Annotated in this window: 14 protein-coding genes; 4 read left to right on the top strand and 10 right to left on the bottom strand. The window is 60.6% G+C overall.

Annotated features, from left to right (window positions below):
- Window positions 1-86: 86 nt before the first annotated feature.
- The 4 genes from NTD84_RS11685 to gpmI all read right to left on the bottom strand — a co-directional run bounded on the left by NTD84_RS11685 (window position 87) and on the right by gpmI (window position 5,264).
- Window positions 87-854, bottom strand: a complete 768-nt coding sequence (locus tag NTD84_RS11685) for a divergent polysaccharide deacetylase family protein (protein WP_262165408.1) — start codon at window positions 852-854, stop codon at window positions 87-89.
- Between the two features lies 1 nt (window position 855).
- Window positions 856-2,175: a S41 family peptidase gene (locus tag NTD84_RS11680; RefSeq protein ID WP_262165406.1), complete on the bottom strand. Its 1,320-nt coding sequence runs from the start codon at window positions 2,173-2,175 to the stop codon at window positions 856-858.
- Window positions 2,176-2,209: 34 nt separating this feature from the next.
- Window positions 2,210-3,505 carry a murein hydrolase activator EnvC family protein gene (locus NTD84_RS11675; RefSeq protein ID WP_262165403.1) on the bottom strand — a complete coding sequence of 432 codons (1,296 nt, stop codon included), beginning with the start codon at window positions 3,503-3,505 and terminating at the stop codon, window positions 2,210-2,212.
- A gap of 229 nt (window positions 3,506-3,734) precedes the next feature.
- Window positions 3,735-5,264, bottom strand: coding sequence for a 2,3-bisphosphoglycerate-independent phosphoglycerate mutase (gpmI, locus tag NTD84_RS11670; RefSeq protein WP_262165400.1), 1,530 nt, complete (start codon window positions 5,262-5,264; stop codon window positions 3,735-3,737).
- Window positions 5,265-5,415: 151 nt separating this feature from the next.
- Here gpmI and NTD84_RS11665 point away from each other — a divergent pair, with 151 nt between their 5' ends.
- From NTD84_RS11665 to secB, 3 genes are read left to right on the top strand one after another with little or no spacing between them, the layout of a single operon-like run.
- Window positions 5,416-5,829, top strand: a complete 414-nt coding sequence (locus NTD84_RS11665; protein WP_262165397.1) for a rhodanese-like domain-containing protein — start codon at window positions 5,416-5,418, stop codon at window positions 5,827-5,829.
- A gap of 1 nt (window position 5,830) precedes the next feature.
- On the top strand, window positions 5,831-6,085 hold the full coding sequence (gene grxC / locus NTD84_RS11660; protein ID WP_045061998.1) for a glutaredoxin 3: 255 nt from the start codon (window positions 5,831-5,833) through the stop codon (window positions 6,083-6,085).
- A gap of 41 nt (window positions 6,086-6,126) precedes the next feature.
- On the top strand, window positions 6,127-6,612 hold the full coding sequence (secB, locus tag NTD84_RS11655; protein WP_007949026.1) for a protein-export chaperone SecB: 486 nt from the start codon (window positions 6,127-6,129) through the stop codon (window positions 6,610-6,612).
- Between the two features lie 129 nt (window positions 6,613-6,741).
- Here secB and NTD84_RS11650 read toward each other — a convergent pair whose 3' ends face one another.
- Window positions 6,742-7,197, bottom strand: a complete 456-nt coding sequence (locus NTD84_RS11650; protein ID WP_262165391.1) for a tRNA (cytidine(34)-2'-O)-methyltransferase — start codon at window positions 7,195-7,197, stop codon at window positions 6,742-6,744.
- Between NTD84_RS11650 and NTD84_RS11645 the strand changes: the two genes are divergently transcribed.
- A complete protein-coding gene (locus NTD84_RS11645; protein ID WP_262165390.1) occupies window positions 7,196-7,636 on the top strand; it encodes a hypothetical protein in 441 nt (146 codons plus the stop codon). The two genes, NTD84_RS11650 and NTD84_RS11645, sit on opposite strands and share 2 nt — an antisense overlap.
- Before the next feature lie 555 nt (window positions 7,637-8,191).
- Here the strand turns inward: NTD84_RS11645 and ntrC are convergent.
- The 5 genes from ntrC to glnA form a co-directional block, all read right to left on the bottom strand.
- Window positions 8,192-9,628, bottom strand: a complete 1,437-nt coding sequence (ntrC, locus tag NTD84_RS11640) for a nitrogen regulation protein NR(I) (RefSeq protein WP_262165388.1) — start codon at window positions 9,626-9,628, stop codon at window positions 8,192-8,194.
- The gene (glnL, locus tag NTD84_RS11635; RefSeq protein ID WP_262165384.1) at window positions 9,625-10,710 is read right to left on the bottom strand and encodes a nitrogen regulation protein NR(II); all 1,086 of its coding nucleotides are present in this window, start codon (window positions 10,708-10,710) and stop codon (window positions 9,625-9,627) included. Before glnL ends, ntrC begins: the two co-directional genes overlap by 4 nt.
- 230 nt (window positions 10,711-10,940) lie before the next feature.
- Window positions 10,941-11,561: a DUF4124 domain-containing protein gene (locus tag NTD84_RS11630; protein WP_262165381.1), complete on the bottom strand. Its 621-nt coding sequence runs from the start codon at window positions 11,559-11,561 to the stop codon at window positions 10,941-10,943.
- A complete protein-coding gene (locus NTD84_RS11625) occupies window positions 11,558-12,067 on the bottom strand; it encodes a DUF4124 domain-containing protein (protein WP_262165379.1) in 510 nt (169 codons plus the stop codon). The genes NTD84_RS11630 and NTD84_RS11625 overlap by 4 nt, the downstream gene beginning before the upstream one ends.
- A 296-nt stretch (window positions 12,068-12,363) precedes the next feature.
- Window positions 12,364-13,770 (bottom strand): glutamate--ammonia ligase, encoded by a 1,407-nt coding sequence (gene glnA / locus NTD84_RS11620; protein ID WP_262165376.1) that lies wholly within the window; start codon window positions 13,768-13,770, stop codon window positions 12,364-12,366.
- Window positions 13,771-14,095: the final 325 nt, after the last annotated feature.

The raw sequence follows: 14,095 nt of genomic DNA, 5'->3' as shown, positions 1-14,095 counted from the left end.
AAAGCGGTTAATCGTTCAGCCTATGTTGGCTGACACGACGCCTTCGCGAGCAAGCCCGCTCCCACAGCAGTTTTGGGTGTGGCTGATTAGCGGTACACGCCATCTTTGCCGTGGGCCGCCGTTGCGCGATTGCCGCGCACGCTGATCATTAATTTGATGTCGATCCAGTCAATGCCCTGAGCCTTCAGCTTCGGCAACTCGCGCTCCAGCACCGCCAGTGTCTGCGGATAGGGATGGCCGATCATCACCGCCGAACCCTGCTTGCGCGCCAGGCTGATCGCCGTCTGCAGCTGCGTGAATATCGCCGCCTCCGTGCGCTCATCATCCAGAAACACATCTCGCGAAACGCTGGCCAAGCCGATCTTCTGCGCCTCGGCCGCGCCCACGGTTTGCGCGCTGGTGCGGCTGTCGACGAAGAATTTGTGCCGTCGCTGCAGATCCGCCATCAGCCAGGCCATGGCGGCCGGTTGCGCGGTCATGCGACTGCCCATGTGGTTGTTGATGCCGGCGGTGTAGGGCACGACCTTGAACGCCGCGTTCAGGCGTTTTTCCAGCTCGTCGATGGGCAGGTCGGGATGCCACGCGAATGGGCCGGTGGCCGGGTCCATTGGCATGTGCAGGATGACAATCTTGCCGGCACGATGAGCTTCGCGGGCGAATTCGGTGGCGTGGGGCGTGTCGGGCATGATCGCCGGGGTCACCGGGCCGGGCAGGGCCAGCACGCGGCGATCCCGGGGCAGGTTCTGCCCCAAGTCATCGATGATCAGGCTGATATAGGCCTTTTGAGCGGCAGGTGCTGCCTGGGCAACACCCGCCAGGCAGCACAGCAGGCCGAGCAGCAACCGCAGGCGCATCTCAGCGGCCGGAGGTGATGCTCAACCCTTTGAGCAGGCTCAGGGCCTGGGCCAACTGGTAATCATCATCCTGTGGCATCGCCTTGGCCTTGCCGCCGGAGCCGGTCGGTTTGTCGGCCCCGCCGTTGCCATTGCCGAGGTGACCCTGGAGGTCGGCTTCCTTGAAGTATTCGCCGTCCTGCTCGCTGGTGATCTTGGCCTTGCGCACTTCGATGTCCGGCACGATGCCCTGGGCCTGGATCGAGCGGCCGTTCGGCGTGTAATACAGCGCTGTGGTGATCTTCAGCGCGCGGTCGTTGTTCAGTGGCAGCACGGTCTGTACAGAGCCTTTGCCGAAACTGGTGGTGCCCATGACCACTGCGCGTTTCTGATCCTGCAGCGCGCCGGCGACGATTTCCGAGGCTGAGGCGCTGCCGCCGTTGATCAGCACAACCATTGGCACGGCTTCGCTTTCGTCCTTGCCCGTGGCGGAGAAGCGCAGCTCGGAGTTGGCGATGCGGCCCTTGGTGTAGACGATCAGGCCCTTGGTGATGAAGTGGTCGACCACTTCCACCGCCGCTTGCAGCACGCCGCCCGGGTTGTTTCGCAGGTCGAGAATGATGCCGTTGAGCTTCTTGCCGTTGTCCTTGCGCAGCTTGGCCAGGGCTTTGGAGACCTCTTCGCCGGTCTTGACCTGGAACTGGGTGATGCGGATGTAGCCGTAGCCGGATTCCAGCAACTGCGCCTTGACGCTCTTCACCTGGATGATGGCGCGGGCCAGGGTCACGTCGAACGGCGTGCCGCCATCGCGGACCAGGGTCAGGGTGATTTTCTGGCCGATCTTGCCGCGCATCTTGTCCACGGCTTCGGTCATGGTCTGGCCGCGGGTCGGTGCGCCGTTGATCTTGACGATGAAGTCGCCGGCCTGGATGCCGGCCTTCGAGGCCGGGGTGTCATCGATCGGCGAGACCACTTTGATGAAGCCGTCTTCGGCACCGACTTCGATGCCCAGGCCGCCGAATTCGCCGCTGGTGCTTTCCTGCAATTCAGCGAAGTCTTCCGGGCCGAGGTAGGCGGAGTGCGGATCGAGGTTGCTGAGCATGCCCTTGATGGCGTTTTCCAGCAGGGTCTTGTCGTCCACCGGTTCGACATAGGCGGCCTTGATCCGGTCCATGACCTCGGCAAAGGTGCGCAGCTCTTCCAGCGGCAATGGCGCCTTGGTGGTGGCAGCAGTGCCCGCAGGCGCGACCGCCGGAGCCGGTTGAGCAGCGAACGCCAGAGGCGCGCCGATCACCAGGGCGATCGTCAGGGCCAGCGAGGTAAGGCGGGACAAATGCAGCATGTCGAACGAACTCCTAATGTAGGTGACTCAACGCCTATCCTTGCGCGTGGCACCATTGCGCCGGATCACTCGGGTGACCCTGCTGACGAATAGCGAAATACAGCGCTGGTGTGTCCTGCCCGCCGCTGTTACCGACAGTGGAGATGGACTCACCGGCTTTTACCACGTCACCCGCAGACTTGAGCAGCGTCTGGTTGTGACCATAAAGACTCAAGAAACCGTTGCCGTGGTCAAGAATCACCAGCAGCCCGGCGCCGCGCAACCAGTCGGCGAACACCACGCGACCGCCATGCACGGCATGCACCTGGCTGCCGGCGGCGGCGCTGATCATCACGCCATCCCACTTGGTTCGGGCATCGTCGCCACGGGTTTCACCGAAGCGTGCCAGCAATCGACCATCAACCGGCCACGGAAGTTTTCCCCGGGTTGCAGCAAAAGGGCCACCGAAGGTCTCGCCTGAGCTTGAAACCAGCGCGCCAGGGGTTGGTTTGGCGGGTTTGCGTGGGGCGTCAGTGGCAGCGTCTGCTTCAGCCTGAGCCTCACGTAAACGCTTTTTTTCGGCTTCCTGCTGGGCGATCAGCGCTTTTTGCCGCGCTTCTTCTGCCTCACGAGCCTGGCGGGCCAGGGTTTCCTCGATGGTTTTAAGGACTTTAGACAGGTCTGCCTGATCCTGCTCGCGGGCCGCCAGTTTCTGATCGCGGGCCTTTACGTCGTCGCTGAGCTTGGCGAGGACTTGCTGGCGTTCCTTGCGTACTTTGTCGAGCTCGTCGCGCTGGCTGTCGAGGCTGCTTTTCTGCACCAGCAATTGCGCTTGCTGCAGGCTGATGTCTTTTTCGACGTTGGCCAATTGGCGCAGGGTTTCGTTGAAATTCTTCAACTGCTCCAGGCGGGCCTGACTCAGGTAGTCGTAATAGGTGAGGGTGCGGGCGAATTTTTCCGGGTTCTGCTGGTTGAGCAGCAGCTTAAGGTATTCCTGACGGCCGTTCTGATAGGCCGCGCGGGCCTGGATGGCGATCAGTCGTTGCTGTTCAGTGCGCGCGCTCTGGAGTTTTTTTTTCTCACCATCGAGTCGCTGCAGCTCGGATTCGCTTTTCTTCAGCTCTTTCTGCAGGGCTTCGACCTGCTTCTCGAGCTTGCCCATCTCGGTCTCGGTGCCCTTGAGCTCTTTCTGCACACCGGATCGTTCTTCCTGGAGCTTGCCCAGCAGTTTCTTCAGCTCGGCAATGTCCTGACGCGTGGCGTCCAACTGTTGTTGGGTTTGCGCGCGCTCGTCAGCAAAGGCCGGTTGGAGCAGGCAAGTCAGTGCAAAGGCTATCAGGACGCGAAGCATAGAGGCGGGTGATACCAGGGAAAGGGACGGCCTAGTATGCCCGCCATGCGCGGCAAAAAAAATGCCCAATTGGGGCTGTGTGATAACCGGCCTGAAAAACACCGCAAAACCCATGTGGGAGTGGGCTTGCTCGCGAATGCGGTGGGTCAGCAACGTTGATGTCGCCTGATCCACCGCATTCGCGAGCAAGCCCGCTCCCACGGGGTTTTGCGGTGTTTGTGCGGGCGCGTTACACCAGGATCGACGTGCCGGTCATTTCCGCCGGTTTTTCCAGGCCCATCAACATCAGCATGGTCGGCGCCACATCCGCCAGCACGCCGCCTTTGCGGACCTTCAGGTCGCGCTTGCCGACATAAATGAACGGCACCGGCTCGGTGGTGTGAGCGGTATGAGCCTGGTGGGTTTCTTCATCGGCCATTTTCTCGACGTTGCCGTGGTCGGCGGTGATCAGCGCTTCACCGCCGACCTTTTCCAGTGCGTCGACGATACGGCCCACGCACAGGTCCAGGCATTCCACGGCTTTCACCGCAGCGTCGAACACGCCGCTGTGGCCGACCATGTCGCCGTTGGCGTAGTTGACCACGATCACGTCGTAACGCTGGTTTTCGATGGCTTCGACGATGCGGTCGGTCACCTCCGGCGCACTCATCTCTGGCTGCAAGTCATAGGTGGCGACTTTCGGCGATGGGATCAGGATGCGTTCTTCGCCCGGGAACGGTTCTTCGCGACCGCCGGAGAAGAAGAAGGTGACGTGGGCATATTTCTCGGTTTCGGCGATGCGCAGCTGGGTCTTGCCGTTTTTCGCCAGGTAGTCGCCCAGCACGTTGTCCAGACTGCCAGCGGCGAAGGCCGATGGTGCGGGGATGCTGGCGGCGTATTGGGTCAACATGACGAAGCCGGCCAGTTTCGGCTGGCGCGCGCGCGCGAATTCCTTGAAATCTTCTTCGACAAACACGCGGGTCAGTTCACGGGCGCGGTCGGCGCGGAAGTTCATGAACACCACGGCGTCGCCGTCTTCGACTTTCACGGGCTCGCCGATCGAGGTGGCCTTGACGAATTCGTCGCTTTCGCCACGGTCGTAGGCGGCTTGCAGACCTTCCTGAGCGGTAGCGGCGTGGAATTCGCCCTTGCCATCGACGATCAGGTTGTAGGCCTGGGCCACACGGTCCCAACGGTTGTCACGGTCCATGGCGAAGTAACGGCCGACGATGCTGGCGATCCGGCCTTTGCCCAGGGCCTGGAACGTCGCGTCAAGCAGTTCGATGGACGACTCGGCGCTTTTCGGCGGTGTGTCACGGCCATCGAGGAAGGCGTGCAGGTAGATTTTTTCGGCGCCGCGCTTGTAGGCCAGTTCCGCCATGGCGACCAGGTGATCCTGGTGGCTGTGCACGCCGCCATCGGACAGCAGGCCCATGAAGTGCACGGCTTTGCCGGCAGCGACGGCTTTATCCACGGCGGCGCAGAGGGTCGGGTTCTCGAAAAACTCGCCGTCGCGGATCGATTTGGTCACGCGGGTAAAGTCCTGATACACCACGCGGCCGGCGCCAAGATTCATGTGGCCGACTTCGGAGTTGCCCATCTGGCCGTCCGGCAGACCGACGTCCATGCCGCTGCCCGAGATCAGGCCGTTCGGCACTGTGGCACTCAGGCGGTCCAATACCGGCTTCTTCGCCGCCAGCACGGCGTTCGATTCAGGGCTTTCACTGTGACCGAAGCCGTCGAGAATAATCAGGACCAAAGGTTTAGGCGTGGTAGTCATGGATTCGACTCGTGGCTGAATAAAGAGGGCAATGGAAAAGGGAGTGGCAGTTTAAAGCGAAGTTCCGGCCGCGTCACCGCCGGACGGGGTTTGGCCCACCATAGCGGCTGTGTATACTGGCCGACATTTTAACGCCCTGGAACCTCCTTCGATGGTTGCTCACCTGATTGAATTTGCCACTAACCACTATCTGCTCGTCGGTATCTTCGTCGTACTGCTGGCGTTGCTGATCGCCTATCAGATGCAAGGCGGCGGCCGCAGCCTGAGCACCGGTGAACTGACCGGCCTGGTCAACAAGGACGCGGGCGTTGTGGTCGACATCCGTCCGGCCAAGGATTTCGCTGCCGGTCACATTGTCGGCGCGCTCAACATTCCTCACGACAAACTGGCTGCGCGCGTTGGCGAGCTGGAAAAGCACAAGGCCAAGACCATCATCCTGGTCGATGCCATGGGTCAGACCGCCGGCACCCATGCCCGCGAACTGATGAAGTCCGGCTTTATCGCCGCCAAACTGTCCGGCGGGATTTCCAGCTGGAAAGGCGACAACCTTCCGCTGGTGAAGTGATATGAGCAACGTCGTCGTCTATTCCAGCGATTACTGCCCTTACTGTTCGCGAGCCAAGTACCTGCTCGAGAACAAAGGCGTGGCCTTCGAAGAGATCAAGGTCGATGGCAAGCCGCAGGTGCGCGCCGCCATGGCCCAGAAAGCCGGACGTACGTCCGTGCCGCAGATCTGGATCGGTGAGCGCCACATTGGCGGCTGTGATGATTTGTTTGCCCTTGAGCGCGCCGGCAAGCTCGACGCCCTGCTCAAGGCCTGAATGCCTTCCCTATAAGACCCCAAGATCAGAAAGGATCTGAGATGACTGACCAACAGAACACTGCAGCTAGCGAAGAAGAAACCGCACCGCAATTCTCCTTGCAGCGCATCTACGTACGTGACTTGTCCTTCGAAGCCCCGAAAAGCCCGGCGATCTTCCGCCAGCAGTGGGAACCGAGCGTCGGTCTGGATTTGAACACCCGTCAAAAGGCTCTGGAAGGTGACTTCCACGAAGTCGTGCTGACCTTGTCCGTGACCGTGAAAAACGGTGACGAAGTAGCGTTCATCGCTGAAGTGCAACAGGCCGGGATCTTCCTGATCAAGAACCTGGACGACGCGTCGATGAGCCACACCCTCGGCGCGTTCTGCCCGAACATCCTGTTCCCGTACGCTCGCGAAACCCTGGACAGCCTGGTGACCCGCGGTTCGTTCCCGGCATTGATGCTGGCTCCGGTGAACTTCGACGCGCTGTACGCGCAAGAGCTGCAACGCATGCAGGCGGCTGGCGAGACTCCGACCGTTCAATAAGTGGCCTGAGTCAACGCAAGTCCAATGTGGGAGCGGGCTTGCTCGCGAAAGCGGTTGATCATTCAACATTGATGTTGGCTGATACGACGCTTTCGCGAGCAAGCCCGCTCCCACATTTGTTATGCGGCGTTATTTGAAGTCGTTCTGGCGCCAGGCTTCGTAGACGGCCACGGCTACGGTGTTGGACAGGTTCAGGCTGCGACAGCCCTCACGCATCGGCAAACGCAGACGTTGCTCGGCGGGCAGGGCGTCGAGCACTTCGGGTGGCAAACCACGGCTTTCCGGGCCGAACAGGAATGCATCGCCTTCGACGAAGCTGGCATCGTGGAACGGCCGCGAGCCCTTGGTGGTGAAGGCGAACACCCGCGGATGGCCAAGGCTTTCCAGGCAGCTGGCGAGATCAGCGTGGCGTTGCAGGGTGGCATACTCGTGGTAATCGAGGCCGGCCCGGCGCAGGCGCTTGTCGTCCATCTCGAAGCCCAGCGGCTCGATCAAATGCAGGTGGCAGCCACTGTTGGCGCACAGCCTGATAACGTTGCCGGTATTCGGCGGAATTTCTGGTTGGAAAAGGATGACGTGAAACATGCACGGCTCCGAAGGTAAAGATGACGCGCATTCTACGCCGCAAGCGGACCCGCGTTCGAAACTATTCCCGCGGGTGATGGGGTCGCTGGCGATCTTCGGGGTGATGGTAGGCCTGATGATCGGCCGCCTGACCACGCCTGACCCCATTGAGCTGCAGCAGGTCGAGGTGACGAACGACGGGCTGGTGGTGTGGTTCAACAACGAACCCAAGAGCCACGGTGAGTTCGTCGACGGCAGCCTGGCGCTGCTGTTCGAGGCGCAAGGCAAGGCGCAGAAAGGTCAGCTTCAGCTTAACGACAAGGGCGTGAACTGGCGGGTACGTTTGAGTGATGGGGGGTTGTTGCTGTCGGTGGTGGCGGCCCGGCCACTGCAGGGCGAGTGGGCCGGTAGCGAGGTCGATGACCGCTGGCGGCTGGAGATCCATCTCCGGGAGCAATAAAAGAGGGAATCCCCGGCCTGCCTGTACCAAGGTCCCCAAAACGGCAGGGCTCGCGCATTGCGTCGTGAGCCCGGTGTAAAGAAGGAACCCCTGACCTGCCTGTATCAAGGGCCCCAAAACTGTTTGGGCTCGTCGCTTTGAGCGGTGTGAGCCCGATGTAAAGAGGGGAATCCCCGGCCTGCCTGTACCAAGGTCCCCGAAACCGGGTAGTGAACTGAATCACTGAATGGACTATTGCAGGGGGCGTGCCAGGTTTTAACAAATTGGTACAGAAACGCTCGCTGAAACGCTGAAAGCCCCGGAATACGGGGCTTTCGTGTTTTTTCAATTGGGGTTCGGTTGCGAAAACAGATGGAGGTTTGGAGCCGTTGCCGTGCGCGATTGCGGTTCACTATGCCTTCAGGCGGTGCACTCGGGCCCCAAAGAGCTTCGCGAGCAAGCCCGCTCCCACAGGGTTCAGTGTTGTTCCCGAAATCGTGAAAACAGCTGAGGCCACTGTGGGAGCGGGCTTGCTCGCGAAGGCGGTGTATCGGTCAGCAAAGGCCTTAAGGCTGTTTAACCCTCTTCCCCTTCATCATCATCCCCACCATCCACCTTCATCCCCAATTCCTTGATCTTGCGCGTCAGGGTATTACGCCCCCAACCCAGCAAGACCGCGGCATCGCGGCGGCGCCCGGCAGTGTGTTTGAGGGCGGTTTCGATCATGATCCGTTCAAAGGCGGGCACCGCCGTGTCAAGCAGGCTCGACTGACCACGCGCCAGCGCCTGATCAGCCCATTGCCGCAGCGCCTGCTCCCAGTTGGTCACCGGTGCGGAATCCTGCGGCAGGCTCAGCAGTTCCGGCGGCAAGTCGCTGATGTGCACTTCGCGACCCGACGCCATCACCGTGATCCAGCGGCAGGTGTTCTCCAGCTGGCGGACGTTACCGCCCCACGGCAGGTTCTTCAGGTATTCCTCGGTTTCGCTTTTCAGCAGCTTCGGCTCGACCGCCAGTTCTTGCGCGGCGCGGCTGAGGAAATGCTTGGCCAGTGTCGGAATGTCTTCGCGACGGTCCGACAACCGTGGAATATGAATGCGGATCACGTTGAGGCGGTGGAACAGGTCTTCGCGGAATTTCCCGGCGTGCACCAGGGTTTCCAGGTTCTGGTGGGTCGCGGCGATGATGCGTACATCCACCTTCACCGGCACGTGCCCGCCGACACGGTAGAACTCGCCGTCGGCCAGTACGCGCAGCAAACGGGTTTGTGTGTCCGCCGGCATGTCGCCGATTTCATCGAGGAACAGCGTGCCGCCGTCCGCCTGTTCGAAACGCCCGCGACGCAGGTTGGCCGCGCCGGTGAAGGCGCCTTTTTCATGGCCGAACAGCTCGGATTCCATCAGGTCTTTCGGGATTGCCGCCATGTTCAACGCAATGAACGGCGACGCCGCCCGCGGGCTGTGGCGATGCAAGGCGTGGGCGACGAGTTCTTTACCGGTGCCGGATTCACCGTTGATCAGCACGGTAATGTTGGAGTGGCTCAAGCGGCCGATGGCGCGAAACACTTCCTGCATCGCCGGCGCTTCGCCGATGATTTCCGGCGTGCGGGTCAGCGCGACCGGGACTTCCATGCCTTGTTGTTCTTGCGCATGCTGATTGGCGCGCTTGACCAGGGAAACGGCTTCGTCGACATCGAACGGTTTCGGCAGGTACTCGAACGCGCCACCTTGATAGGAGGCGACCGCGCTGTCCAGGTCGGAGTGCGCGGTCATGATGATCACCGGCAACCGTGGGTGTTGTTCGCGAATCCGCGCCAGCAGGTCCAGGCCGCTCGCACCCGGCATGCGGATGTCGGAGATGATCACGTCGGGCTGTTGGCGCGCCAGTCGGCTCATCACGCCATCGGCGCTGTCGAAGCTTTGCGTGGTCATGCCTTCCTGCTGCAAGGCTTTTTCCAGGACCCAACGGATAGAACGGTCGTCATCGACGATCCACACGGTTTCACTACGGCTCATGTCGATGTGGCTCCTTGTTCCAGTGGCAGAAAGATCGAGAAGGTGGTGTGGCCTGGGTGGCTGTCACACTCGATCAGGCCCTGGTGCTGGCTGATGATGTTCTGGGTAATGGCCAGGCCGAGTCCGGTACCGTCCGGGCGTCCGCTGACCATGGGAAAGAAGATGGTTTCCTGAAGTTCCGCAGGGATCCCGGGACCGTTGTCGATGATCTCGATCTTGGTCACCAGGCGATGGCGCACGTGGCCGATGGTGAACTGACGCATGGCGCGGGTGCGCAGGCTGATGCGGCCCAGGCGCAGTTCGTTCTGGCTGCTGATGGCCTGCATCGCGTTGCGCACGATGTTCAGGACGGCCTGGATCATTTGTTCGCGATCAATCAGCACGTCGGGGATGCTCGGATCGTAGTCGCGCACCAAGGTGATGCAGCCCTGGCTTTCCGCTTCGACCAACTGGCAGACACGTTCCAGCACTTCGTGGACATTGCACATGGCCAGCGACGGCAGCTTGTTGGAGCCCAGCATGCGGTCGACCAGATTTCGCAGGCGATCGGCTTCTTCGATGATGACGTTGGTGTAATCGCGCAGGCTTTCTTCCGGCAGTTCCCGGGCCAGCAACTGCGCGGCACCGCGAATCCCGCCGAGGGGGTTCTTGATTTCATGGGCGAGGCCGCGCACCAGCATCTTGCTGGTTTCCTGCTTCGACAGCTGCGCCTCTTCCTTGGTGATCCGCAGCAAGCGATCACGCGGGTGAACTTCCAGCAACAACATAGTCGCGCCGTTGGCGAGGATCGGCGTCACCGCGTAATCGACGGTCAGCGTCTGGCCGGTGAGGGCGGTGAGCATCGCTTCGCGCTTGGTAAACGGATGCGCCTGCTCGACCGCCTGGCGCAGGGAGTTCAGGGCTTCAACGGATTCGGTGAACAACTCACTGATGAACTGCCCGTGGCTGCGCTGGCCGCTGATGGCCAACAGCATTTCCGCCGCCGGGTTCATGTACTCGAGGCGCAGTTCGGCGTCGAGCAGGATGGTGGCGGTGGTCAGGTTGTCGAGTAGCAATCGATGCAGTGCGTCGCTAATGGTCATCAGGACCTCTTTTGGAGCAGGGCGCGCGCATGAATAAAGCGCTGATGCGGGGAAAATGCAAAAACCAAACCAAGGCTCCGAAAAGAAGCGTTTAACGCCTGAAACGGGCGTTTGACGCTCGTTTGCGTGGCGTTCTGCTACCTTCTGCGAGTCATTTCGAACCAAAATGGGTTGCAATGTGAGTTCGGTGCAACCTATTGCACCAATATAGGGCTGAAAGCTGAACGGCGCTAAAAGAAGCGCAGGAAGGGATTTTTTTCTTCTTCGGGTTTGTCTTTGATCGGGCACTCCGGCCGCACCCCGTAGTCGGTCAGCGTGCAGGGGCGGGTCTGGCGTTTTTGCGCGAGGGAGATGCGCAGCATGTGAAACGGCTGATTGGCCGTGCGCTCAACGGTGCGGCCATGTTCATCAAGGATTTCGACAGACAGGTTATGGCTGCCACGGTCAATGTTGCTGAGGGCGAAGACCGGGCTGGGGCCAGGCTCGGCGGTGGGCTGGCCATCCAGCAACAGACGGTAGTGATGGCCCCGTTGCAAGCCAGGCTCGCTGGTGACGCTGACGATCAGTTCGCCGGCGCTGCTGCGGATCGTGGCGTCGGGGTCGGGAACCAGCACCCTGAGCATGTCGTAGTGGAACAGTGGCTTGGTGGCGGGTTTTTGCCCGGTCACCCCCGGCGCTGCGCCGGTCGGGTTGGCGGACATGCGATTGCTCGTCGCCAGGGGCACACGCTTGGCGTTGCGAGAGCCGGGCTGGTCGGTGAAGACCCGATTGCCCTGGGCATCGACGTAGGTGAACACGTCGGCCGGCACCGGCAGCGCGATCAGGCAGGCAAGCAGCAGCCATCCCCTCACGGCGTGTGCACCCGTTGCACGGTGAAGGTCACGCTCGGGCTCTGCTGAACGATGTTTTCCCCGTCGATCACCTCGACCGCCAGACTGTGGGTGCCGCGATCAACGTTGACCAGTTGCAGGATCGGCACGTTGCTCGGCTGACCGTAGGGCTGATCATCCAGCACCAGCCGGAACAAGTGCGAGCCCTGCAAACGCGGTTTGATCAACACGCTGACGGTGAAGGTGCCGTTGTTGGCACGCAGGGCTTCGGTGGTGGGCAGGTTGGTCAGTTCCAGCACCTCGTAGGCGCTCTGGGGTTGCTCACGGCTGGCGGCTTCGGCAGGTGGGGCAGGTGGTGCCTGGCGTTCGACGCTGTTGAGTGGCGGCAGCTCGACCGGCACCGCCTTCACGCCGTCGGGCGGCTGATTGCTGTAAGCGGTGTTGCCCGCGGCGTCGGTGTACTTATAGATCTGCGCGGCGGCGGGAAGCGCGATCAGCAGCAGGATGAACAGAAAACCACGACCCATAAAATCGACCAGAAGCGAAAACGTTGGGTTGCAGCATAGGTCAGTGGCGGCAGTTGGCCCAAGTTGAAAACATCTCGGCACGATTTAGCCCTCTCTCCGACCACCCTGGAGCCAGCTTGCTGGCGATGTATGTAGGGGCGCTGCGTTGATTCAGGCAGCCCGCGTCATCGTTGGCCTCCATCGCGAGCATGCTCGCTCCTACAGGGGAATTTGTCGGCTGTTAAATCGCGGGCACAAAAAAAGCCTCCCGAAGGAGGCTCCTTTTTTGTCACGCCGCTTGCGCTGGCGCTACCGGATCAGCAGCTGTAGTACAGCTCGTATTCCAGTGGGTGTACGAAGGTACGGACCTTGATTTCTTCTTCGCTTTTCAGAGCGATGTAGGCGTCGATGAAATCGTCGCTGAAAACGCCGCCTTTGGTCAGGAACGCACGACCTTTGTCCAGCTCTTCCAGGGCTTCTTTCAGGCTGCCGCACACTTGTGGGATCTCTTTCGCCTCTTCAGGCGGCAGGTCGTACAGGTTTTTGTCAGCTGCATCGCCAGGGTGGATCTTGTTCTGGATGCCGTCCAGGCCAGCCATCAGCAGTGCAGCGAAGCCCAAGTACGGGTTGGCTGCCGGATCCGGGAAGCGGGCTTCGATACGGCGAGCGCGAGGGCTGGACACGTAAGGAATACGGATCGAAGCGGAACGGTTGCGCGCCGAGTAGGCCAGCATCACTGGCGCTTCGAAACCTGGGACCAGACGCTTGTAGGAGTTGGTCGACGGGTTGGTGAAGCCGTTCAGTGCCTTACCGTGCTTGATGATGCCGCCGATGAAGTACAGAGCGGTGTCGGACAGGCCGGCATAGCCTTCGCCAGCGAAGGTGTTCTTGCCATCTTTGGCGATGGACAGGTGAACGTGCATACCCGAACCGTTGTCGCCGTACAGCGGCTTAGGCATGAAGGTCGCGGTGCGGCCGTAGGCATCAGCAACGTTGTGTACGCAGTATTTCAGGGTCTGAACTTCGTCAGCCTTGGCTACCAGGGTGTTGAACTTCACACCGATTTCGTTCTGGCCGGCAGTCGCCACTTCGTGGTGGTGAACTTCGATGACCAGGCCCATTTCTTCCATGGCGTTGCACATGGAGGTACGGATTTCGTGGTCGTGGTCGAATGGAGGAACCGGGAAGTAGCCGCCTTTGATGCCTGGACGGTGGCCACGGTTGCCGCCTTCCACGTCCTGGTCGGACATCCACGAACCTTGTTCGGAGAAAATTTTGAACATGGAGCCGGAGATGTCGGACTTGAACTTCACTTCGTCGAAGATGAAGAATTCTGGTTCCGGACCAACGAACACGGTGTCACCGATACCGGTCGACTTCAGGTATTCCTCGGCGCGCTTGGCGATCGCACGTGGGTCGCGGTCGTAGCCTTGCATGGTCGAAGGCTCGATCACGTCGCAAACCAGGATCAGGGTCGGCTCTTCGGTGAACGGGTCGAGGACGGCAGTGCTGTCGTCCGGCATCAGGATCATGTCGGAGGCTTCGATACCTTTCCAGCCGGCGATGGAGGAGCCGTCGAACATTTTGCCTTCTTCGAAGAAAGCTTCATCCAGCCCGTCGCGAGCCGGCATGGTCACGTGGTGTTGAGTGCCTTTGGTGTCCGTGAAGCGCAGATCAATCCACTTGACGTCATGATCTTTGATGAGTTGAACCGACTTCGACATAGTGTCCTCCGGGTGGCTTCGGGCTTGGTAGTGGATGGCCCTTGAATGTGGGTGATGCCGGCGCGAATACTCTGCCAAGGCAACCTGCCTCACAAGGGAGCAAATTGCATGCCAGTGCCCCAGCATGGGTTTTTTGCCCCAATTTCACGCCTATAAAGGCAAAAAGCGGATTAATGTGGATTATCCCGCCCCTTTATGTGGCGTGCGAAACGTCAAATGACCTGTTTTGGTGCGTGCAAAACCTTCTGCACATTAACTGGTTAAACCTTGAGCAATTTCCGCTATAATCCGCGCCCCCCTTTTTCGGCTGGCCCAGCGCGCGCTG

The organism is Pseudomonas sp. 14P_8.1_Bac3, from assembly GCF_025466085.1.
Lineage (GTDB): Bacteria > Pseudomonadota > Gammaproteobacteria > Pseudomonadales > Pseudomonadaceae > Aquipseudomonas.
This window is presented reverse-complemented; position numbering and strand designations above follow the sequence as displayed.

Coding starts and splice junctions, on each gene's coding strand:
- NTD84_RS11685 (WP_262165408.1), bottom strand. CDS start 854: ATGCGCCTGCGGTTGCTGCTCGGCCTGCTGTGCTGCCTGGCGGGTGTT.
- NTD84_RS11680 (WP_262165406.1), bottom strand. CDS start 2,175: ATGCTGCATTTGTCCCGCCTTACCTCGCTGGCCCTGACGATCGCCCTG.
- NTD84_RS11675 (WP_262165403.1), bottom strand. CDS start 3,505: ATGCTTCGCGTCCTGATAGCCTTTGCACTGACTTGCCTGCTCCAACCG.
- gpmI (WP_262165400.1), bottom strand. CDS start 5,264: ATGACTACCACGCCTAAACCTTTGGTCCTGATTATTCTCGACGGCTTC.
- NTD84_RS11665 (WP_262165397.1), top strand. CDS start 5,416: ATGGTTGCTCACCTGATTGAATTTGCCACTAACCACTATCTGCTCGTC.
- grxC (WP_045061998.1), top strand. CDS start 5,831: ATGAGCAACGTCGTCGTCTATTCCAGCGATTACTGCCCTTACTGTTCG.
- secB (WP_007949026.1), top strand. CDS start 6,127: ATGACTGACCAACAGAACACTGCAGCTAGCGAAGAAGAAACCGCACCG.
- NTD84_RS11645 (WP_262165390.1), top strand. CDS start 7,196: ATGCACGGCTCCGAAGGTAAAGATGACGCGCATTCTACGCCGCAAGCG.
- NTD84_RS11650 (WP_262165391.1), bottom strand. CDS start 7,197: ATGTTTCACGTCATCCTTTTCCAACCAGAAATTCCGCCGAATACCGGC.
- ntrC (WP_262165388.1), bottom strand. CDS start 9,628: ATGAGCCGTAGTGAAACCGTGTGGATCGTCGATGACGACCGTTCTATC.
- glnL (WP_262165384.1), bottom strand. CDS start 10,710: ATGACCATTAGCGACGCACTGCATCGATTGCTACTCGACAACCTGACC.
- NTD84_RS11625 (WP_262165379.1), bottom strand. CDS start 12,067: ATGGGTCGTGGTTTTCTGTTCATCCTGCTGCTGATCGCGCTTCCCGCC.
- glnA (WP_262165376.1), bottom strand. CDS start 13,770: ATGTCGAAGTCGGTTCAACTCATCAAAGATCATGACGTCAAGTGGATT.